19 protein-coding genes are annotated in these 21,544 nt (G+C 43.2%); 6 read left to right on the top strand and 13 right to left on the bottom strand.

Features of this window, described 5'->3' with window-relative positions:
• Positions 1-699: 699 nt before the first annotated feature.
• The 5 genes from OCU87_RS07255 to OCU87_RS07235 all read left to right on the top strand — a co-directional run bounded on the left by OCU87_RS07255 (position 700) and on the right by OCU87_RS07235 (position 7,972).
• Positions 700-1,755, top strand: coding sequence for a porin (locus tag OCU87_RS07255; protein WP_094958891.1), 1,056 nt, complete (start codon positions 700-702; stop codon positions 1,753-1,755).
• A 143-nt stretch (positions 1,756-1,898) separates the two neighbouring features.
• Positions 1,899-2,591, top strand: a complete 693-nt coding sequence (locus OCU87_RS07250) for a thioredoxin domain-containing protein (RefSeq protein WP_261858118.1) — start codon at positions 1,899-1,901, stop codon at positions 2,589-2,591.
• A gap of 351 nt (positions 2,592-2,942) precedes the next feature.
• A complete protein-coding gene (locus OCU87_RS07245; protein WP_261858117.1) occupies positions 2,943-3,983 on the top strand; it encodes a porin in 1,041 nt (346 codons plus the stop codon).
• A gap of 431 nt (positions 3,984-4,414) precedes the next feature.
• Positions 4,415-6,073, top strand: coding sequence for a putative transporter (locus OCU87_RS07240; RefSeq protein WP_094956300.1), 1,659 nt, complete (start codon positions 4,415-4,417; stop codon positions 6,071-6,073).
• A gap of 210 nt (positions 6,074-6,283) precedes the next feature.
• Positions 6,284-7,972, top strand: coding sequence for a methyl-accepting chemotaxis protein (locus OCU87_RS07235; RefSeq protein WP_261858116.1), 1,689 nt, complete (start codon positions 6,284-6,286; stop codon positions 7,970-7,972).
• A 104-nt stretch (positions 7,973-8,076) separates the two neighbouring features.
• Here OCU87_RS07235 and btuD read toward each other — a convergent pair whose 3' ends face one another.
• The 13 genes from btuD to OCU87_RS07170 form a co-directional block, all read right to left on the bottom strand.
• Positions 8,077-8,841 carry a vitamin B12 ABC transporter ATP-binding protein BtuD gene (btuD, locus tag OCU87_RS07230; protein ID WP_062691116.1) on the bottom strand — a complete coding sequence of 255 codons (765 nt, stop codon included), beginning with the start codon at positions 8,839-8,841 and terminating at the stop codon, positions 8,077-8,079.
• A gap of 8 nt (positions 8,842-8,849) precedes the next feature.
• Positions 8,850-9,842: a vitamin B12 ABC transporter permease BtuC gene (gene btuC / locus OCU87_RS07225; protein WP_062691117.1), complete on the bottom strand. Its 993-nt coding sequence runs from the start codon at positions 9,840-9,842 to the stop codon at positions 8,850-8,852.
• 224 nt (positions 9,843-10,066) lie between these two features.
• On the bottom strand, positions 10,067-11,122 hold the full coding sequence (locus OCU87_RS07220; RefSeq protein ID WP_261858115.1) for a succinylglutamate desuccinylase: 1,056 nt from the start codon (positions 11,120-11,122) through the stop codon (positions 10,067-10,069).
• A gap of 227 nt (positions 11,123-11,349) precedes the next feature.
• Positions 11,350-11,646, bottom strand: coding sequence for an integration host factor subunit alpha (ihfA, locus tag OCU87_RS07215; protein ID WP_062691119.1), 297 nt, complete (start codon positions 11,644-11,646; stop codon positions 11,350-11,352).
• A gap of 685 nt (positions 11,647-12,331) precedes the next feature.
• Positions 12,332-14,719, bottom strand: coding sequence for a phenylalanine--tRNA ligase subunit beta (gene pheT / locus OCU87_RS07210; RefSeq protein ID WP_261858114.1), 2,388 nt, complete (start codon positions 14,717-14,719; stop codon positions 12,332-12,334).
• A gap of 18 nt (positions 14,720-14,737) precedes the next feature.
• A complete protein-coding gene (pheS, locus tag OCU87_RS07205; protein ID WP_062691143.1) occupies positions 14,738-15,721 on the bottom strand; it encodes a phenylalanine--tRNA ligase subunit alpha in 984 nt (327 codons plus the stop codon).
• 289 nt (positions 15,722-16,010) lie between these two features.
• Entirely contained in the window at positions 16,011-16,364 is a 354-nt protein-coding gene (rplT, locus tag OCU87_RS07200; RefSeq protein ID WP_048897216.1) for a 50S ribosomal protein L20, read from the bottom strand.
• A gap of 43 nt (positions 16,365-16,407) precedes the next feature.
• The gene (gene rpmI, locus OCU87_RS07195; RefSeq protein WP_036832349.1) at positions 16,408-16,602 is read right to left on the bottom strand and encodes a 50S ribosomal protein L35; all 195 of its coding nucleotides are present in this window, start codon (positions 16,600-16,602) and stop codon (positions 16,408-16,410) included.
• 94 nt (positions 16,603-16,696) lie between these two features.
• On the bottom strand, positions 16,697-17,167 hold the full coding sequence (gene infC, locus OCU87_RS07190; protein ID WP_062691121.1) for a translation initiation factor IF-3: 471 nt from the start codon (positions 17,165-17,167) through the stop codon (positions 16,697-16,699).
• A gap of 84 nt (positions 17,168-17,251) precedes the next feature.
• Complete coding sequence (gene thrS, locus OCU87_RS07185) at positions 17,252-19,180, bottom strand: threonine--tRNA ligase (RefSeq protein ID WP_261858113.1); 1,929 nt, start codon at positions 19,178-19,180, stop codon at positions 17,252-17,254.
• A gap of 188 nt (positions 19,181-19,368) precedes the next feature.
• Positions 19,369-19,671, bottom strand: coding sequence for a N(4)-acetylcytidine aminohydrolase (yqfB, locus tag OCU87_RS07180; RefSeq protein ID WP_062691144.1), 303 nt, complete (start codon positions 19,669-19,671; stop codon positions 19,369-19,371).
• Between the two features lie 56 nt (positions 19,672-19,727).
• A complete protein-coding gene (locus tag OCU87_RS07175) occupies positions 19,728-20,120 on the bottom strand; it encodes a VF530 family DNA-binding protein (RefSeq protein ID WP_062691123.1) in 393 nt (130 codons plus the stop codon).
• 70 nt (positions 20,121-20,190) lie between these two features.
• Complete coding sequence (locus OCU87_RS07170) at positions 20,191-20,577, bottom strand: carboxymuconolactone decarboxylase family protein (protein ID WP_261858112.1); 387 nt, start codon at positions 20,575-20,577, stop codon at positions 20,191-20,193.
• Between the two features lie 228 nt (positions 20,578-20,805).
• On the opposite strand from OCU87_RS07170, the gene hutC reads away from it, so the two are divergent.
• Complete coding sequence (gene hutC, locus OCU87_RS07165) at positions 20,806-21,510, top strand: histidine utilization repressor (protein WP_094956307.1); 705 nt, start codon at positions 20,806-20,808, stop codon at positions 21,508-21,510.
• Positions 21,511-21,544: the final 34 nt, after the last annotated feature.

The following is a 21,544-nucleotide window of genomic DNA, read 5'->3' as shown; positions in this document are numbered from 1 at the left end:
ATCAATTACATGTACAGCAGCACCCAACCCGTTCTGTAATTAAAGTATTACTCGCCCTCTATACCTCGCTTATTTACCATCAGCCTTTTTCACCTGAGTACTACTTACAAAAAGTGCTTTTCCCTATTCAGGTGAGTAAGTGTTCAGTTTCTGCTTAATAAAAATTACATCGAAAACACTAAGAACAACACAACACTTAAAACCATACAATACTTATATATCAAACATTTATACAACCTACCGTAACTTTGCTCAGCACTCCTCTCAATAGGCATGACTAACCAGCGTACTTAACACTACGTTATTTACCACAAGGCTTCACTGAGCGCTTAGTATTAAGTCTGGAATTTAAGCGGTATATTGAGTTAATTGTTATTTGAGCAATTTAATTAAGTTTTTATCTAAAAAAAGACTGATTAAAAATTGAATTTTATTGTTTTTTTACTGACTAATATTTCGTATCAGTTCACATAACCATACCTCGCTCCATTTAGCACTCATTCACCTCGAAAATGAAACATAAAAAAACAAAAATAACTCTTTAAATACATTTAAGATCATAAAATTTCTAAATAAAATTAAATATCACTTGATCATTTTATGTTCTTTTACTGGTTTTAACGTCACTAAAACATTAAAAATATTATCAAGCATTTAGGAGTTAAATGCCTTACTAATAACAAATTGGGATACGTTAAAATGAATAAAAAAATTCTTGCTTTAGCAGTCGCAGCATTAACAACCTCTACCTACAGCAACGCAATTGAAATTGTTAATGATGGTACAAATACTTTCTCTATTGGTGGCCGCTTAGCCGCTAGCGCACAATTTTCGGATGGCGATAGCAGCTTACAAAGCGAATCATCACGTATTAACTTTGCATTTACTCACGCCCTAGAAAATGGCTGGGATGTAGGTGCCAAAGCGGAATGGGGCTACGATGCGTTAGCCAACGGCAGTAAAGAGAGCCACCTTTCTAATCGTCTTGGTCAAATCACCGCAGATAAAGAAGGCATTGGTCAATTTACTATCGGTAAAGCATGGTCAATTCACTACGATGTAGCAGGCAAAACAGATATGTTCTGGGTGTTCGGTGGGGATACCGCAGGTAACTACGACGGTATTTCTGGAGATGGTGGCGTACATGGTACTGGTCGTGCTGATGACGTAATTCAATACCGTGGTAACTTTTCAGGCCTACAAGTTGGCTTACAATACCAATTCGAAGACGACAACTACGACACGTCAACTCAGACTGGTTACAACCGTAAAGGTGGTTACCAAGCAATGGCTGGCTATGACTTTGACTTCGGTCTTGGCCTAAGTGGTGTATACGCTGAAACACAATTTGATGATCGCGAAAATGCAAAGATCGCCAATGCCGTTGCAAGCTATGAAAATTCAGGTTTATACCTTGCGGCTAACTACAGCCAATCCAAGAACCATCAATACCAAGATGATTACGGCTTAACAGGTGCAGAAACTACCAACGAAGGTGCAATTAAAGATGCTACAGGCATTGAGCTCTTTGGCTCTTACGATATTGGCAGCTTCCAACTATTAGGCGGCTATAACCAACTAACAGATGATAACTCAGACGCTAAATATGCTTATGCAACTGTCGGTGCTGCCTACTTCACTGGTCCAATTATTCTAGCCGCTGAATACAAAATTGATACCAGCAGCAAAAATGGTAATGGCTCTTCCGCAGAACTTGATGACGTCTTAGCACTACTAGTACGTTACAACTTCTAAACGAAAACTGCTTTCAAAGAGAAAACTGAGTCTTTTTTGGGGTTCCGATTTAGGAACCCTTTTTTGCATTTAATGCAAACCTAATAATGTCATATTCAGGCTGCGTTAATTGCAATTAAATTTAAATGGACTCACATCAAACCATGGAGCTGAAACTATTTATCATTGATTCGACATCGACTATAGTACGCCCTTCTTTCTACCAAGACTTACGGATTATGAAGCACTTACTAAAACCCTTCATCGTAATTTTTTCGATGCTCATCATGGTAACTGGATGTAATGGCGCCGATGTACCAAAGCAAGGTACACACTACACAGTTCTTCCTAAGGAAATCACTAACGCTCCACAAGTACTAGAAGTGTTTTCTTTTGGTTGTGGACACTGCCGCACGATGGAAACCATCATCCCTGAGATGGAAAAACAGACGAACACTAAAATCGAAAAAATGCATGCTACTTTCGACCGTGGCTCGCAAATGCTCGCTTTTATGTACTATACCGCTGTTATTCAATCCGACGACAAGCCTAGCGCAAAATTCATGGAAGATTTGTTCGGCTATATCCAAGTGCCATCAGAATCAACCGAAGCAGAGCGTAAAGCTCAGCTAGAAAAAATCTATAAAAACAATAACTTAAAAACACCATATGCGCTATCAGATGACGAGAAAAATGCTGTCGTCGCAAAAATGGAGTATGCCGATAAGGTCATGCAAGAATCGCAGTTGAATGCTATTCCAGCTTTTATTGTTAGTGGTAAATACTTAGTTAACACCAGTGCACATGACAGTATTGAAGATATCTCTACGACTATGAGGCACCTATTAAAATTGTAGCCTCACCGTACGCGATCTGTTTCAAATTACAGATCGCGTGCTTTCTTCTCTTTCACTCGATTCATTTCTATATTCCTATCGTACATTTTTGCTCTTAGCATAATCCCACGTTGTTGCTTCCCGTTTCATTTGTAAATTTCATCCAAACTCTAACTACTAGTCCAAATTTCATTAAAAGTAAAAAAGAGGTTCCCAATATTAATACTCTGTCTCATAACCCAATTTATGTATTTTTTTGTGGAACTTAAATTATGTTTTTATGACTCCATTCGTCTACGTTTTATACGCAAATGGAATGATTGTTCGTCATGTAACAATCATATAAAAAACACAATAATAAGGGACACAGAAATGAATAAGTCATTCATTGCCCTAGCAGTGGCATCAGTAGTTGCATTCCCCGCTTCAGCAGCAGAAGTATACCGTGATGGTGATACATCTTTCTCCGTCGGTGGTCGCTTGGCTGTTCGAGCTGAACATACTAAATCAGTTGGCTCTGAAGATAGTACAACCAAATTAGTGAATAGCAGTTCACGTATTAATTTCGGCTTTACGCACGGTTTAGTCAATGACTGGATCGTAGGCGCAAAAGCAGAATGGGGCTATAACCCCGTTGCCAACGGTAGCCAAGATTTTGGAAACCGCCTTGGTAATATTTATTTTGCCAGTGACAACGCAGGTACAATTACAGTCGGTAAACAATGGTCTGTCTATTATGATGTAACAGGCTGGACCGATGTTTTCTGGGTGTACGGTGGTAGTGCGTCAGGTACATACGATGGCCGCGATGAAGGTGGCGCAGCAGGCGGTGACGGCGGTGTATCAGGTACAGGCCGAGCCGATGAAGCCCTTACTTACCGTAACCAATTTGGTCCTGTAAAAATTGGGGTGCAATACCAATTTGAAAATGGCTCAAGTACAGGCGATCGTGAGTATGGCTTACAAGGTAGTGTGATCTACGACATTGAGCAAGTGGGTGTTAGCCTTGGTGCTACGTATGGTCAAACCAAATATAAAGCAGAAGAAGATGACAAAGTATGGTCACTTGCTGCTCTGTACGACAACAACAATATCTATGCTGCAGCGCAGTATGGTCAATATGAGAACCACATTAACTTCAACGGTGCAGGTGATGCCGTCGATAAAGCCAAAGGCTATGAGTTAATTGGGGCTTATACCATCCAAGACATGTACCAAGTCTATGGTGGCTATAACAGTGTGACTGACGATAACAGTGATGCGGAGCTATCTTACGGCTTAATTGGTGCTGCTTGGGTACCTGCTAACATTGTTATCGCCTTAGAGCTTAAGCTTGGCACTAAAGCGAAAGCAACAACGGGTGATGATGTAGGCGCAGATCAATACGCCCTACTCGCACGTTATAACTTCTAATCAAGATTACTTATAAAGATATTCCCCAACTAAAAGCTGTCGATAGGCAGCTTTTAGTTATTGCGAGATTAAACGATGTCGCCCTCGCAAAATGTAACGAAATATTACTTCCTTTGTGCCCACCACCACACATATGTATGACAAACCTTAACACTGCGGTTTTTTTAAGGTATTTATTGTTTATTAACTTTAACGGTAGCAGGCAAGCCACTGACTTTTATCACTTAACAAGTGGTTAGCCAAAAATTTAAGCTTAGGACACACCAGCTGTAGATCGGCGTTACTCCCTACTTACTCCTTTCGCCTCCGCGAAATCAGTGCCTACTGAGTCCCAGTTCACTACCCCTGGCGCAAGCCCTTTTCGCTGTTCGCGAATACTCGCTATCCCCAACGAAGTTTAAACGGATTGTTTTACTAAAATGGAGACTATCATGAGTGATATTGCACTATCGATCAGCATTCTTGCGCTGGTTGCTGTGCTGGGCTTATGGATTGGGAACTGGAAGATCTATGGTGTGGGTTTGGGGATTGGCGGTGTGCTGTTTGGCGGCATTTTCGTTGGTCACTTTACTGACTCATGGGGCATCGGTCTCGACTCACATACCCTGCACTTCATCCAAGAATTTGGGCTGATCCTGTTCGTGTATACAATTGGGATTCAAGTCGGCCCCGGCTTCTTTGCCTCCTTACGTAGCTCTGGTTTAAAGCTCAATGGTTTTGCCGCGCTTATTGTTATTATGGGTTGCCTAGTCGCCATTGCACTTCATAAAATCTTCGACGTTCCCTTACCTATTATTCTCGGGGTTTTCTCGGGTGCGGTAACCAATACACCGTCGTTAGGGGCTGGACAGCAAATATTGAGCGAATTGGGCGCACAAGAGAACATGCTTGATCTAACGGGTATGGGCTATGCTGTGGCTTATCCATTTGGGATCTGCGGTATTTTACTCACTATGTGGATGCTACGTTTAGCTTTTAGAGTCGATATTGATAAAGAAGCTGACGAGTTTGAAGCGAACAACGGTCAAAGAAAGCAAACCCTTCATACCATTAATGTCGCAGTAAAAAACACCAACCTTAGTGGACTCATGCTAAAAGATGTCCCTGCACTCACCGATGGTGACATTGTATGCTCACGATTAAAACGGGGGGAGCACCTCAATGTTCCTCGACCAGACTCTACAATTGAAGTGAACGATTTACTGCATCTTGTAGGCGAAAAACACGCCCTGAGAAAAGCGCAGTTAGTGATAGGTGAAGAAGTCGATGCCTCGCTGTCTACACGCGGTACAGAGCTGCGTGTACAGCGCTTAGTGGTCACCAATGAAATCGTTCTGGGTAAGAAAATCCATGACTTAGAGCTAAAAGAAAAATACGATGTCGTTGTTTCTCGTTTAAACCGTGCTGGTGTAGAACTAGTACCGACTAGCCAAACCACCTTACAGTTTGGTGACATTCTAAATTTAGTGGGTCGACACGAGGCGATCGAAGCCGTCAGTGGTATTGTCGGTAACGCGCATCAAAAGCTTCAACAAGTTCAGATGCTGCCTGTCTTTATCGGCATAGGTTTAGGCGTGCTATTAGGTTCTATTCCTTTCTACCTTCCTGGATTTCCTGCAGCAATAAAGTTAGGACTCGCTGGCGGCCCATTAATCGTTGCACTCATCCTGGCTCGAGTAGGCAGTATTGGCAAACTCTATTGGTTCATGCCGCCAAGCGCTAACTTGGCATTACGTGAGATTGGTATTGTTTTATTCCTTGCCGTCGTAGGCTTAAAATCTGGCGGAGGCTTTGTCGAAACACTCGTCAACGGTGATGGGCTTAGTTGGATGGGTTACGGTATGGTGATTACTTTAATTCCATTGATCAGCGTCGGTGTGCTTGCTCGCTTATTCGGCCAACTAAACTATCTGACAATCTGTGGCATGCTTGCTGGTTCAATGACAGATCCACCCGCGTTAGCTTTTGCTAATAATATCCACAGTACCAGTGGTGCTGCTGCACTCTCTTATGCAACGGTATATCCACTCGTTATGTGCTTACGTATTTTGTCGCCACAGATCCTCGCTCTGCTTCTGTGGACGATGTAACGCCAAAAATGTGACCAAAGGCGGCTAGTGCCTAAATAACTGGCCGTCTTTGTTACACAAACACTCATCCCACCAGTCGATTAACCTCATCAAACTCACAAAAACAAAACAACATACTATAAAGCAAAGCATTTTTATGACGATATAGATACTAGGAATGCATGTTTCATTCCTATAGGAATCATAAATATTATAATTAGGCGTGTTGTTATGAAAAAATTAAAGTTAAAGAGCAAACTTTTATTGCTCAGCTTGCTCCCTCTATTTGTCACTTTGGCCGTCGCTATTGGTCTTATCGTAACGTTAGAACAAAATGCATTAAATGAAGAAGTGGTCCACTATCAAGAACGACTCATTTCAGAAAGGAAGTTTCAGCTTGAAGATGCAACAACGATCATCAAGCACTCTGTTGATAACATACTGCAAACAACACCAAACAAAACAGAAGCGATTGATAAAATTCGGACGCTTCTCTCTCCTATCCGCTTTGCTGATGAAGACTCAGGTTACTTTTTCATCTATGACATGAAAGGCACCAATATTGTGCATTCAACGGCACCCAATAAGCACGGCTCTAATAGTATCAATGCCCGTGACGTAAATGGTGTTGCTTATATCCAAGGTTTAATTAGCGCCTCACGTAATGGCGGTGGTTTTGTTGAATACAGCTATCCAAAAACAGCAAATGGACAGCCACAACCTAAGTTAAGCTATGCTGCTGGCGTAAATAACGGTAACTGGTTTATTGGTACTGGTTTGTACATTGATGATATTACAGAGGAAGTGGCAACCTACCGCACAACGGCTGAACTCGCTATGCAAGAGCGCTTTGAGCTAGTGCTAATCAGCTCAGCTATCCTTGCGATTATTACCATTATTTTAGTGCTGTTTAGTGCCAACCGCATTACAACACCAGTACAAAATATGGTTGATACCTTAAATGACATTGCCGATGGTGAGGGTGATTTAACCCGTCGTCTCAATGTTCAAGGTGAAGATGAAATTGCTGACCTTGCCAATGCATTCAACCGCTTTGTTGCCAAGCTACAAACCATCATTAAACAAGTTTCTGATGTAACAGAAAATGTTGGTCGCGCTGCTGGGAGTATCCATCAACAGACACAGGGTCTAACGCAGCAACTTCACGACCACAATAACGAAACAGAACAAGTGGTCACCGCCGTGACAGAAATGAGTTCTGCAGCCAGTGAAGTGGCGATCAATGCTAATGAAGTGGCCAACGCAACCAGCAATGCCAGCCAAGATTCACAGCTTGCACAACAACGTGTTGATACCTCGGTTGCTTCAATAACAGCATTGGTCGATGAAGTTGATCAAGCCGCAAAACATATTGATTCACTAAACCAACAATCACAGAAAATCGATAATGTATTAAAAGTTATCGGTGAAATTGCAGAACAAACCAACCTACTAGCACTGAATGCCGCCATTGAAGCAGCTCGTGCCGGTGAACAAGGTCGTGGTTTTGCTGTGGTAGCCGATGAAGTCCGCGGCCTCGCCAGCCGTACGCAAACAAGCACTAAAGAAATCAAAGAGATGCTTGATGAATTACATGCGCTTGTTGCTCATGCTGTCAGTTCAATGGATCACAGCCAAAATACGTGTACAGAAGCAGTCGGTGCTGCTAACTCGATTACAGAAAGTCTTTCATCTGTGACTGGCGCTGTCGAAGCTATCAATGATATGACCAGTCATATCGCCACAGCAGCAACCGAGCAAAGTTCAGTAACCGATGAAATCAACAGAAATATGATTTCAATACAAGATATTGTCAGTCACCTTATTCAATCCAATAGTGATTCTGAACATGTTGTTTCTGAACTAAATGAAGCGGGCGAAGAGCTAAAACAGCTGGTTGGGCAATTCAAAACAAGCTAACCCTCTCTGTCTTAGATGTAAGGTTTACACAGAAAAATAACCAATAAAAAAGGCAACGCTAATCACGTTGCCTTCATTGTATCTTGCGCTATTTATAATCAGCTTTAGTCTCTAAACAACAAGCAGCTACGCCCTTCTATTTCGGTGCGGTATACATTGGTTGCAAAAATATCAGTTAATCGTTCTGCGGTCATTACCTCATCTGGTGTTCCTTTCGCAACACAAGAACCGTTATTCAGTAAAATCACCTGATCTGCTTCTGTAAGCGTACGATTAAGGTCATGGTTGGCCATAATAACCGCAACACCTTGCCGCGCAATTTTCTTCACCAATCGATACATTGCCGCTTCTTGCCCAATATCAAGCGCTGCTGCAGGTTCATCTAATAGCAGTAGTTTTGCATCGGGATTAATGGCTGGCCATACTTGTAAGCAAGCTGCCGCTAAACGGACACGTTGCCACTCACCACCGGATAATTGCTGAATATTTCGATTCAGTTTGTCGTTGATCCCTAACGCATCACAGATCTCATTAATGGCTACTTGTAACTGTACCGCGTTAACATTAACTAACGCTGACGTCGCCAGCGCTAAATAATGGTACACAGCGACTGAAAAAGCAGGACGATCTTGCTGCGATAAATAGCAGCGACGCTGCGCTAGTGATGGGTAATCATAACTTCCGATATTCACCCCTAAAAACTGAATATCACCATCAGCAGAAAATAAGCCCGATAACAATGAAATCGCCGTGCTTTTCCCACTGCCATTAGGGCCTATCAAATGTAAAATCTCTCCAGCTGACAACGAAAAAGAGACAGGTAACAACCGAGGTGGCATCGCGAGATTTTTTGCACTAATAATTGTCATAGCATCACTTAATCAATATGAGAACGCAGCAGCATCCAAACAAAAACTGGCGCACCAATCGTCGTTGTCACTACGCCAACAGGCAGTTCAGCAGATGACAAGGCTATCCGTGAGATCGTGTCAGCAAAAGCGAGCAAAAGCGCACCACTCAAGGCCGACAGCGGTAATAGATAACGGTTCTCTGTACCAAGCGCTAGACGTAGTAGATGAGGAACCACAAGCCCAATGAAGCCAATAATTCCGCCTAAGGCTACCGATGCCCCAACTAATAGCGAAACAACCATAATTAGCTTCCAGCGCAGTTTAACTACATCTAAACCTAGCTGTTTCGCATGTACCTCGCCAAGCATTAATACATCGAGTTGTTTTCCGCGAGTGCACAACCAAAGTAATACTGGCACGACGAGCATACCAATCGACAATTGTGACCAACTTACTCCGCCAACGCTGCCCATCAGCCAATACATGAGCTGACGTAAACTCAGGTCGGTACTGAAGTAGAACGCCCAAGTCACCACTGCGCCCGATAGAATACCGAGTGCAACCCCTATCAATAATAACTTCGCGGTTGACACCCGACCACCACGCGACAGCCCAACTAAAATCAAGGTGAATGTCAGTGCCCCAAACATAGCGGCACTCATCGTCATGCTGGCTGTAGGATCGACGGGAGCAAAAAAGAGTAATAAAACTAAGGCTAAACTAGCCCCACCAGAGATCCCAAGCACACCTGGTTCTGCTAAAGGGTTTCCTAGTAACACTTGTAGTACCGCGCCAGACGATGCTAGAGCTGCCCCTATCATTAATGCCGCTAACAATCGTGGGAAACGTAACTGATAGAGTAATTGCGCTTCAAGATCGCCACTGGGTGCCCAAGGCAAAATCCAAAGTTCGCCTACGGACAAAGCAAAAAAAGAAGCCAGTAAGAGAAGTAAGACAATAACAAAACTACATGCTTTCCAGCGTAATTGCTGGCGGTGTATAAGGTCGTTAAGTTGCATGGGCCGACGTGTAATAAAATGATGGCGTAACAATACAATTAAAGCCACAAAATGGAAAGCACGAGCGAAGCACTCGTGCTATCAAGGTGTTACACGCTGAAAGCTATCGCTATAGCGTATGTATTTGGAAACCAACTTACGGACAAGCGTCTCTACAGCGCAGACAGTAACATCTACAGCTAATGGCGTAACAAGAGTTAACGGCTATCGCTGACTTCGACTGATTAAACGACTTTAATTTGCCCTTCAGCAGTGACAGCGGCTTGTTGTACCAGCAAACAAGCTCGCTGACCAAGCGCGACATTGGGATTAGGGAACACTACCGCTTCGCCCCCTTCTAATGAAAAGTATTGCTTGTCTTGATCCTGTCCAAGTAAGCAGCCTTGCTCAAAAAAAGTAAAGTTGGCCTGAGAAGCAGGAAAGTTAAAATTAAAGTCATCGCTTAGTTTCGTAATCGTACGCGTCACTTTATATACAATAAGCTTGCGACCTTGCCAGCTATAAGGTTGTTCTTCTTGTTGTAACAGTACACGTAATGCACAATCGAAAGCACTAAGACGCTCAAGATCATTTTCGCCTAATTTAGCAACCCGCCCTAATTCCATTGTTAACGCTTGCGCACCATATTTAGATGCACTGTACCAACTAAAGGTCGGTGAGTCGGCGCGAGACAATAATACAGCTTCAACTTCGGCCTGTTCTAAGAAGGCAAATAGTGCATTACTGCGTGTTGGGTAAGCACTACAAGGGCTAACCGCAAATGTATAATGGGCAGAGTCTCGGATTGCACTATGTAAGTCTAAGTGCCAGCGTGATACACCGTCCTGTACATCAGCTATATCACTACCCTGATAAAAGTGATCGACTTCTTGCTGGAGAGTATTCGCTATTTTACGGTCGATATTGTTCGGTTCATTACGGTGAGCAAATAAACGATTCATATTCTCCGCAATAAAGCGGGTATGTGCCAACGTCGCTTCAGGATGCGCAATAATGAAGAGAAGACGGTGAGCAGGCTCAAATAAACCTTTCAGTATCTCGCCACTAAGTTGTTGTAGTAGCTCTATAGGACCCGTTTCATCACCATGTACCCCTGCAGATACAATAATGCTTTTCGTAGACCTTGATATAACAGTAGGCTCTATAATTAAGACACCACGTGAACGTAGCTGAAAAGAAACGCCTGACTGTAGTTGCCATTCACCGCCAACAAACACACTGTCCATATCAAGCGTTGCAGATAAAAACTCTCCAGCCTTGACCCGATCTAGTGATGACATCGACAACCTCCTTGTTTATTCGACATATCATACATATCGACATTACAAGAATGTTAAACAACAGTAAACAAGCGCAACATTAAGGTGTGATTTAGCAAGAAAAGAGAAGCAGTAAAATTAAAGGGGTTGGAATGGAGGTTAGTATTAAAAGCATCAGCCAGATAAAAGAAAACCCAAACGAATCTTCACGTTCGTTTGGGTTACTCAGTATTCATCGCTAAAAGCTGTTATTTTTCGAGCTCGATATTTTCAACACGCGCTTTTAGTTTTTGGCCAGGACGGAAAGTCACAACACGACGCGCAGAAATTGGAATATCTTCACCCGTTTTAGGATTTCGTCCCGGACGTTGATTTTTATCACGAAGGTCGAAATTACCGAAGCCAGATAACTTCACTTGCTCGCCGTTTTCTAGTGCTTTTCTGATTTCTTCAAAAAAGACTTCCACCGTATCCTTGGCGTCCCGTTTGCTTAATCCCACATTTTCAAACAGGTTCTCAGCCAAATCGGCTTTTGTGAGCGCCATAGATAACTCCCTCAAGACTAAGTTGAATGGATAGCGTACATAACTCAAGTTATGTATCACTGTTAATGGGTTTGTTGACTTGAAACCTAATCAGAGTGCGTAAACCCTCGATTGCAATTTGATAAGGTCTTGCTCAAGCTCAACTGTAGTCAAGTTTAAGCCAACTTGCTGATTTTCGCCAACTTTTTTCACTATGCAAACGTGAAAATAACAGACTAATTCGCAAAATAATGCTTGATTTCAATACGCTCGCCCATGCTTATCAAACCACAAAACCGAGAATAAATGCTATATAATCAGCTACATATAGCATTATCAGCCACTTTACATACAGAAAACAGCAAAAATAACCAACTATCAATCTCTTAGAGAATTTGAGAAACAGATCAAAAAAAATCACTATTTTTAGCTGCATTTCGAAAACAAAGACTTATACAGAACGCTTACAACGCTCTATTAGGAGCTAAGTAATATGTTTTAATCCCCAATACTCCCCTCCCCCGCATCCACTTAAGGAATATTGATACAAAAAACAATCAAAACTCAACATCTATTCAATTGTTGCGATACCTTATATCCCTATAGCGTAAATTTTCAGAATAAAAAAAGGGTGACTTGATAAACAAGTCACCCTCTAAAACTATTCTCTCGCTTTGGCTGCCTACTGGTAACCTAGCGTAAAGTATTAATCGCGTAGCGACGCATTAAACTTCTCAGCAAGCGCTGCAACAATTGCTTCTACTGCATTTGCAATATCGGCTTCTTCTAGTGTGCGCTCTGTTGATTGCAGTGAAAGTGCGATTGCAAGGCTCTTATTACCTTCCTCTACACCTTTACCACGGTAAACATCAAACAAGTTAACACCTGTTAGTAGTTCACCACCGTGTGCACGACAAGCTTCAACAACGTCACCAGCAGCAACATCTTCGCTTACAACAACCGCGATATCGCGACGGTTTGCAGGGAATTTAGAAACAGCAGCGGCTTCTGGTAGTTCACGAGAGTTGATTGCACTCCACTCGATTTCGAATACGACAGTACGACCGTTAAGGCCAAACTTACGCTCAAGTTCTGGGTGAACTGTACCAATTACACCAACCTCTTTGCCATCAACAACAATTGCTGCTGTTTGGCCAGGGTGAAGTGCTGGGTGCTTCGCTGACTTGAAGCCAAATGCTACATCGTTAGCTGTTAGCTCAAGAACCGCTTCCAAGTCACCTTTTAGGTCGAAGAAATCAACAGTGTTGCTCTCAATGTCCCAGTGCTCTTCGCTACGGTTACCAGCAATAACGCCAGCAAGCATAGGTTCTTGACGCATGCCATTTTCAGCGGTTTCACAAGGGATGAAACGTAGGCCATATTCAAATAAACGAACACGTGGCTGCTGGCGCTTCTGGTTGTGAACAACAGTGTTTAGCAAGCCTTGGATTAGACCAAGACGCATTGCTGACATGTCTGCTGAAATTGGGAATGGTAGTACTAGTGGCTCAACACCTGGAACAATCAGGGTTTGTTGCTCTGGCTCTACGAAGCTATAAGTAATGGCTTCGTGGTAACCACGGTCAACAAGAAGATCACGTACGCGCTTAAGCGGTAAGTTAGCTTCTTTATGATCATTCATGTTTAGTGCAGCAACAGGTGCTTGATTCGGGATGTTATCGTAACCGTAGATACGACCTACTTCTTCAATTAGGTCTTGCTCGATTGCGATATCAAAACGCCATGTTGGCGCAGTCGCAGTCCAACCTTCCGCTGTTGTTACAACCGTTAGGCCTAGACGTTCTAAGATCTCTACAACGTCAGCATCTTCGATGTGGTGACCTAGTAGGTTATCTAGCTTAGTACGACGTAGAGATACCGTATTTGGCTTAGGTAAATCAGCGTCAGATTCAACGCCAACAACAGGTGCTACTTCACCGCCACAGATTTCAACTAGCAGTTGAGTCGCGCGCTCCATTGCATTGTGCTGTAGTGCAAAATCCACACCACGCTCAAAACGCATTGAAGAGTCAGTGTGTAGACCGTAGCTACGTGCGCGACCACGGATGTGGTCAGGTGCAAAGAACGCACACTCAAGAAGAACGTCTTGAGTCTCATTGTTTACGCCAGAATCAGCACCACCAAAGATACCAGCAATTGCTAGCGCTTTAGTGTGGTCTGCAACAACAAGTGTGTCTGCGTTTAGCTCAGTTTCAGTACCGTCTAGAAGAGTCAGTTTCTCGCCCTGCTCTGCCATACGTACTACGATACCACCTTCGATCTTCGCTAGATCGAATGCGTGCATAGGCTGACCTTGTTCAAGTAGAACAAAGTTAGTGATATCAACAACAGGATCGATAGAGCGAATACCACAGCGACGCAGTTTTTCTTGCATCCATAGTGGCGTTTCAGCTTTCACGTTCACGTTTTTAACAACACGACCAAGGTAACGAGGACAAGCTTCAGATGCTGTAACGTCGATAGAAACTGTATCTTCAATCGATGTTGCAACAGCGTCAACAGCAGGCTCAGTCACGTCAGCACGGTTTAGAACACCGACTTCACGAGCAAGACCACGAATGCTGAAACAATCAGCACGGTTTGCCGTTAGATCAACATCAACAGTAACGTCGTTTAGACCTAGGAATTCACGGAAATCAGTACCTAGTACTGCACTTTCTGCTAATTCTAAAATGCCGTCAGACTCAACATCGATACCCAGCTCAGAGAAAGAACAAAGCATACCGTGAGATGGTTGACCACGTAGTTTCGCTTTCTTGATTTTGAAATCACCAGGAAGTACTGCACCAACAGTAGCAACCGCGACTTTAATACCAAGACGACAGTTAGACGCGCCACATACGATGTCTAGAAGCTCTTCAGCACCAACATCAACTTTAGTCACACGTAGTTTGTCTGCATCAGGGTGTTGTTCACAAGAAACAACCTGACCCACTTTAACGCCAGTAAATGAACCTGCTACAGGTAGAACGTCGTCTACTTCTAGGCCAGCCATTGTAATTTGGTGAGTTAGTTCGTCAGTCGTAACCGAAGGGCTAACCCACTCACGAAGCCAAGATTCGCTGAATTTCATAGTGATTAAACCTCTGGATTACTTAAATTGTTTTAGGAAACGAAGGTCGTTCTCGAAGAACGCACGTAAATCGTTTACACCATAACGAAGCATAGTTAGGCGCTCAACGCCCATACCAAATGCGAAACCAGAGTATTTCTCAGGATCGATACCTACACTGCGAAGTACGTTCGGGTGAACCATACCGCAACCAAGTACTTCTAACCATTTACCGTTTTTGCCTTTCACGTCTACTTCTGCAGAAGGCTCAGTGAATGGGAAGTAAGATGGACGGAAACGGACTTCCACTTCTTCTTCAAAGAAGTTGCATAGGAAGTCATGCAGAACACCTTTAAGCTGTGCAAAGTTCACGTTTTCGTCAACTAGCATACCTTCCACTTGGTGGAACATTGGTGTGTGTGTTTGATCGTAATCGTTACGGTAAACACGGCCAGGTGCGATAAAACGTAGTGGCGGCTGACTTGCTTCCAATGTACGGATCTGAACACCAGATGTGTGCGTACGAAGCATCAAATCTGGGTTAAAGAAGAAAGTATCGTGATCCGTACGTGCTGGGTGATCTTCTGCAATGTTTAATGCATCGAAGTTGTGGAAAGCATCTTCGATTTCAGGACCAGCTTCAGTTGTAAAGCCAAGCTCACCAAAGAAGCTTTCAATACGTTCGATCGTACGAGTAACAGGGTGAATACCACCGTTTTCAATACGACGACCAGGCATAGTCACGTCAATCGTTTCAGCTGCAAGTTTTGTTTCTAGTTCTGCGCGTTGTAGGGCATCTTTACGAGCCACTAGCAGTCCTTGAACGGCTTGCTTAGCTTTATTGATTTCTTGACCAGCAGTGCGACGCTCTTCTGGTGGTAGTTTACCTAGTTGTTGTAGTTGAAGGGTTAAGTGACCCTTTTTACCTAGGTACTGAACTCGGACTTCGTCCAGAGCGACTAAAGAATCAGCCTGCTCAATAGCTGCCGTTGCGTCGGCAATAATCTCGTCTAGATGTTGCATCATTTCCTCATCCACCCACAGGTGGCGTCCATAAGGGAGATATAAATTCGCGTAACGATACATACTAAAGAAACAAGCGTCTAAAACCAAACTGATTTGTAAGAAATAGGTTTGTTTGTTTAAAAAAATACCCTGATAGGTATAGATTGAAAGATTATTCGCTATCTCTCTGAGAGACGGACTGAATTCAGAAGCAGTACTGAGTATGAATTTCGCTACGGGGAAGGAATCTCAGGTATAAAAAAAGGAGAGCCGAGGCTCTCCTTTTCAAAATCAAACTGGACTGAAATTACAGTGCAGCTTTCGCTTTTTCAACAAGTACTGTGAAAGTAGCTTTGTCGAATACTGCGATATCAGCAAGGATCTTACGATCGATTTCGATAGATGCTTTCTTAAGGCCATTGATTAGACGGCTGTAAGACATGCCATTTTGACGAGCAGCAGCGTTGATACGTGCAATCCAAAGTTGACGGAAAGTACGTTTCTTGTTGCGACGGTCACGGTAAGCGTATTGACCAGCTTTAGTAACAGCTTGGAAAGCTACGCGGTAAACACGTGAACGTGCACCGTAGTAACCTTTAGCTTGTTTAAGAACTTTCTTGTGACGTGCACGCGCTTGTACACCACGTTTTACGCGAGGCATAGGAGACTCCTAACTAAAATAATAAAAATAAAACTAAAAACGATTAAGCGAACGGAAGCATACGTGCAACAGCTGCCACTTCACACTTAGGAAGGATAGCGTTTGGACGAAGCTGACGTTTGTTCTTAGTAGTACGTTTAGTCAGGATGTGACGTTTTGTAGCGTGCTTAAACTTAAAGCCACCAGCTGTTTTTTTAAAGCGCTTAGCTGCGCCTTTGTTGGATTTCATCTTAGGCATGATGAGACTCCGCATTGTTGATAGTTAATAAACTAGTAATCAGGCGAACAAAAGCGCTGCCGGAGCAGCGCTTTTAGCTACTTTAATGCCGTAATTACTTCTTCTTAGGGGCAAGCATCATCGTCATTTGACGACCTTCAACTCGATTAGGGAAGCTTTCGCAGACCGCTAGGTCTTCTAGTTCTGCCTTAATACGATTCAGAAGCTCGATACCAAGATTCTGATGGGCCATTTCACGACCACGGAAACGTAGTGTGACTTTACCCTTGTTGCCCTCTTCTAAAAAGCGAGTCAGGTTGCGTAGTTTTACCTGATAATCGCCTTCGTCTGTACCAGGTCGGAATTTAACTTCCTTGATCTGGATTTGTTTTTGCTTTTTCTTTTGCTCTTTAGCAGCCTTCGCCTTTTCGAACAGGTACTTGCCATAGTCCATCACACGACAAACTGGTGGCTCGGCATTCGGGCTGATTTCAACTAAATCCACACCGGCTTCATTAGCAATACGAGTCGCTTCAACAAATGAAACAACACCAATTGATTCACCATCAATTCCCGTTAGACGCACTTCGCTAACACCATGGATTTCACCGTTTAAACGGTGCGCATTTTGTTTAACTGGTGCTTGAGTTCTTCTTCCGCCTTTAATACCTTAGTCCTCCAAAACATTAAGCGTACGACTGCTAATCTCTTGCTGCAAGAATGCAACAAGGTCATCAATCTTCATTTTACCCAAATCTTTACCCTTGCGAGTTCGAACTGCTACTTCGCCTGCTTCGACTTCTTTGTCGCCGCAAACAAGCATGTAAGGCACTCGCTTCAAAGTATGTTCGCGGATTTTAAAGCCAATCTTCTCATTTCTCAAGTCCGCATTGACTCTAATTCCACATTTTTGCAGTTTTTTTACAATTTCTTGAGCATATTCTGACTGACTGTCAGTAATATTCATCACAACAGCTTGCTGAGGCGCCAACCATGTTGGGAAGAAGCCTGCATAATCTTCGATAAGAATACCGATGAAACGCTCTAGTGAACCAAGAATTGCACGGTGAATCATAACTGGGGTATGACGTTCGTTGTCTTCGCCCACGTATGTTGCACCTAAGCGCTCTGGCAATGCAAAGTCTAGCTGAACTGTACCACACTGCCATGCACGATCTAAACAATCGTGAAGCGTAAACTCGATCTTAGGACCGTAGAATGCACCTTCACCTTCTTGAATCTCAAATGGAATATCCATTGACTCAAGGGCGAATGTTAGGTCAGCCTCAGCTTTATCCCACATTTCGTCAGAGCCTACACGTTTTTCAGGACGTGTAGATAGCTTAACAACAATGTTGTTAAAACCAAATGTCTGGTACGTATCATATACCATTTTAATACAAGATGTAACTTCTTGTTGTACTTGGCTTTCTGTACAGAAAATGTGCGCATCATCTTGAGTAAAGCCACGAACACGCATAATACCGTGAAGTGCACCCGATGGTTCGTTACGGTGACAAGCACCAAACTCAGCCATACGTAGTGGAAGATCACGGTAAGACTTCAGACCTTGGTTGAAGATTTGCACGTGACCTGGGCAGTTCATTGGCTTGATAGCATATTCACGGTTCTCTGAATTCGTCGTGAACATTGCTTCAGCGTATTTGTCCCAGTGACCAGAACGTTCCCAAAGTACACGGTCCATCATTAATGGGCCTTTCACTTCTTGGTAATCGTATTCTGTTAGTTTCTCACGAACAAATACTTCTAGCTCACGGAAGATAGTCCAACCGTTGTGGTGCCAGAAAACCATACCCGGCGCTTCTTGCTGCATGTGGAACAGGTCAAGTTGCTTACCGATTTTACGGTGATCGCGTTTTGCTGCTTCTTCTAGACGCGTTAAGTGTGCTTTTAGCAACTTCTTGTCTTGGAATGCAGTACCGTAGATACGCTGCAGCATCTTGTTATCGCTGTTACCGCGCCAGTATGCACCCGCTACGCTCAGAAGCTTAAAGTTCTGGCAGAAGCTCATGTTAGGTACGTGTGGGCCACGACACATGTCGATGTATTCTTCGTGATGGTAAAGGCCAGGACGATCATCGCGTGATACGTTTTCGTCTAGGATTTCCATTTTGTAGGTTTCACCACGTGATTCAAACGCATCACGTGCTTCCTGCCAGCTCACTTTTTTCTTAACGACTTGATACTTAGTTTTCGCAAGTTGAAGCATGCGCTTTTCAATAGCATCAACATCATCTTGGGTTAGCGATTGCTCAAGATCGATATCGTAGTAGAAGCCGTTGTCGATCGTTGGGCCGATCGCCATTTTTGCTTCAGGATATAGTTGCTTAATCGCATGACCTAAAAGGTGCGCACAAGAGTGACGGATGATTTCTAGACCATCTTCGTCTTTCGCTGTGATGATTTCTAAAGAAGCATCATTTTCAATTAGATCACAAGCGTCAACACGTTCGCCGTCAACACGACCAGCAATACAAGCCTTAGCAAGGCCAGGACCGATAGAAAGCGCTACGTCCATTGTTGATACAGCATTGTCATATTGACGTTGACTGCCGTCAGGAAGAGTAATTACAGGCATTGAATATTCCTTACAGTGGTGCCACACACCAAGTAGCACATGTCAGTTGTAAAGCCTTTGAAAGCTTTGATGAGTTAAATTAAGAGGCTTTTGCTTCACCAACCCCGCAATACAGAGCGATATAGTGAGACAAAGCGTTCGCGATAATAGCAGAGGCTAGATAATGATTGCAAAGCCTCTGTTTATAATCATGCTTCAACAAGTTGATAAGTAACCACATAGAGAGACTCTATGTTTGGGTAAATATCTTGGATGACAGATTTCAGTTCTGGCAATGTCATATTTTCTTGCTCTGCATGGAAATCTGTTAGTTCAGAAAACAAAACGGGCGTTACCGCGTCGATTTTTAATTTACAAAACCAACGACCATCTTCGTATGTAGACACGTCCACGACTGAACCAACTTGGTAATGGCTTTCAGATTCATCGCGAATAGTGATGGTTTTCTTTTTAGCCAAAATGTCCACTTCAAAACGTTCAAAGAAGGTCATTTCTGTTGGAATACTATTCACAGTACATCCTTAATATAAAGCAAAACAAGTGAGGATTAACGACGGCGAGAAGGTCGTGATGAACGGTCTTTATAAGCAGAAGCGGCTTTCGCTTGCGACAATTCAATCGACTCTACCGTTAATACCATAGGTTCACGTGGCTCAATACCGTTTGCAAACGTACGCTTACGAGGCGGTAAAGCATACTCTTCGTCAGATGCACGCGGCATGCGCTTAAAGCGAGATAAATAGAAGCCTTCTAGCTTTTCTCTCGCCCACTCAGTTTTACGAAAGTACTTAACGCAACTCGCGATTGAAGGATTTTTTGTAAAGCAATGAAAACGCATAGCAGTTGCAAGGATTTCCCAGCCATAAAAGTCGACAAGCTCTGTGAGTAGCGTTTCTAATTTAAGGCCGTGAAGTGGGTTGTTTTGTTGTTCTTCTAACATTGCTATTCCTAAAAAAGCAGATATAAGGCGTAATCATCGCACAATAGTATGGTATTCACTATATATGGCGTTACTCTGCGTCGTGATCATCCAATAACTCAAACACCTCTTTAGCTGCTGTCATACCATTAATTGCAGCAGGAAAGCCTGCATAAACCGACATTTGCAAAATCACTTCAGTAATTTCTTTCTGAGTACAGCCGATGTTTAACGCACCGCTAATATGCCCTTTCAACTGTGGCTGACAGTTTCCCATTGCCGTCAATGCAGCAATAGTGGCTAATTCACGCGTACGAAAATCTAAACCATCACGTTGTAAAACATCACCAAAGGGAAACTCAATCGTATACTTTGCTAAATCAGGGCAAACGTCACGAAAAGTGTCCATCATGCTATCTGCCGCGCCAGGTGCTAATTCATTTAGCTTGGTCAAACCAGATTCGTATCTACTTGTCATAGTCTATAAACCTACTTGTATGATTTTAAACAAATAAAATACCATCATTTGCTAGCGTCACCTATCACATAGGCTTGCAAAACTTATGTTAATCCTCCCCAAAACATCACCTTCGTTGTTGCGTTCAAGCGCAAATATAGAATAATCCCGCTCGAAGCCTACTCGCTAAACTTGCAATCACACATAAAAGTTGCTTTTATTTGTATAGGCAAATATGGACTTATAGCAATGAGCCAATCTCCACGTTACTTAGTTATTAAGCAATACTTAAAAGATCATATACAGAGTCGCCAATGGATGCCGGGGTATCAAATCCCGACTGAGATTGCGCTATCTGAACAGTTCAATGTTAGTCGTATGACAGCGAATAAAGCTGTCAAAGAGTTGGTATCAGAAGGTTTACTTCAGCGTACTCCACGGCGTGGTACATTTGTGTGCCATAAAAAAGCCGAGTCTCCGCTGATGACTATCACTAACATCGCTAAAGAAGTGACTGAGCGCGGCCACCAATATTCTAGCCAAGTGATCAGCCAGCAAAAAGTCGCCGCAACAGACGATACCGCGTTACGGCTCGGCGTTAGGCATGGTACTGCATTGTACTTCACCCAAATTGTGCACTTTCAGGATGACTCCCCTATTCAGCTTGAAGAACGCTGGGTAAACCCTGATTATGCTCCGCAATACTTGGATCAAGACTTCACGCAGCAAACACCCAACGAGTACCTTGTTCAAACATGCCCGTTGAGTGATATAGAGCATACCGTCGAGGCAATTTTGCCGCCAAAACGTATTTCAGCCTTGCTCAAGATGCTAGATTCAACCCCTTGTTTATTGCTAAACAGACGAACCTGGAGCAATAAAAACCTGATCAGTACCGCGTTACTTTATCATCCAGGCGATAAATATAAATTAAGCTCACGTAACGCAGTCTAAGCCCCATTAAACCTTAAAAAGAAAGCGGAGTGGA

Origin of the sequence: Photobacterium sanguinicancri (assembly GCF_024346675.1) — a bacterium.
GTDB classification, from domain to species: Bacteria; Pseudomonadota; Gammaproteobacteria; order Enterobacterales; family Vibrionaceae; genus Photobacterium; species Photobacterium sanguinicancri.
Note: the sequence above shows the minus strand (reverse complement) of the source record. Positions and strands in the feature narration are given on the sequence as shown.

What these genes read in the sequence shown, in the direction of transcription:
- OCU87_RS07255 (WP_094958891.1), top strand. Translation starts at nt 700, where the DNA reads ATGAATAAAAAAATTCTTGCTTTAGCAGTCGCAGCATTAACAACCTCT.
- OCU87_RS07250 (WP_261858118.1), top strand. Translation starts at nt 1,899, where the DNA reads ATGGAGCTGAAACTATTTATCATTGATTCGACATCGACTATAGTACGC.
- OCU87_RS07245 (WP_261858117.1), top strand. Translation starts at nt 2,943, where the DNA reads ATGAATAAGTCATTCATTGCCCTAGCAGTGGCATCAGTAGTTGCATTC.
- OCU87_RS07240 (WP_094956300.1), top strand. Translation starts at nt 4,415, where the DNA reads ATGAGTGATATTGCACTATCGATCAGCATTCTTGCGCTGGTTGCTGTG.
- OCU87_RS07235 (WP_261858116.1), top strand. Translation starts at nt 6,284, where the DNA reads ATGAAAAAATTAAAGTTAAAGAGCAAACTTTTATTGCTCAGCTTGCTC.
- btuD (WP_062691116.1), bottom strand. Translation starts at nt 8,841, where the DNA reads ATGACAATTATTAGTGCAAAAAATCTCGCGATGCCACCTCGGTTGTTA.
- btuC (WP_062691117.1), bottom strand. Translation starts at nt 9,842, where the DNA reads ATGCAACTTAACGACCTTATACACCGCCAGCAATTACGCTGGAAAGCA.
- OCU87_RS07220 (WP_261858115.1), bottom strand. Translation starts at nt 11,122, where the DNA reads ATGTCATCACTAGATCGGGTCAAGGCTGGAGAGTTTTTATCTGCAACG.
- ihfA (WP_062691119.1), bottom strand. Translation starts at nt 11,646, where the DNA reads ATGGCGCTCACAAAAGCCGATTTGGCTGAGAACCTGTTTGAAAATGTG.
- pheT (WP_261858114.1), bottom strand. Translation starts at nt 14,719, where the DNA reads ATGAAATTCAGCGAATCTTGGCTTCGTGAGTGGGTTAGCCCTTCGGTT.
- pheS (WP_062691143.1), bottom strand. Translation starts at nt 15,721, where the DNA reads ATGCAACATCTAGACGAGATTATTGCCGACGCAACGGCAGCTATTGAG.
- rplT (WP_048897216.1), bottom strand. Translation starts at nt 16,364, where the DNA reads ATGCCTCGCGTAAAACGTGGTGTACAAGCGCGTGCACGTCACAAGAAA.
- rpmI (WP_036832349.1), bottom strand. Translation starts at nt 16,602, where the DNA reads ATGCCTAAGATGAAATCCAACAAAGGCGCAGCTAAGCGCTTTAAAAAA.
- thrS (WP_261858113.1), bottom strand. Translation starts at nt 19,180, where the DNA reads ATGCCTGTAATTACTCTTCCTGACGGCAGTCAACGTCAATATGACAAT.
- yqfB (WP_062691144.1), bottom strand. Translation starts at nt 19,671, where the DNA reads ATGACCTTCTTTGAACGTTTTGAAGTGGACATTTTGGCTAAAAAGAAA.
- OCU87_RS07175 (WP_062691123.1), bottom strand. Translation starts at nt 20,120, where the DNA reads ATGTTAGAAGAACAACAAAACAACCCACTTCACGGCCTTAAATTAGAA.
- OCU87_RS07170 (WP_261858112.1), bottom strand. Translation starts at nt 20,577, where the DNA reads ATGACAAGTAGATACGAATCTGGTTTGACCAAGCTAAATGAATTAGCA.
- hutC (WP_094956307.1), top strand. Translation starts at nt 20,806, where the DNA reads ATGAGCCAATCTCCACGTTACTTAGTTATTAAGCAATACTTAAAAGAT.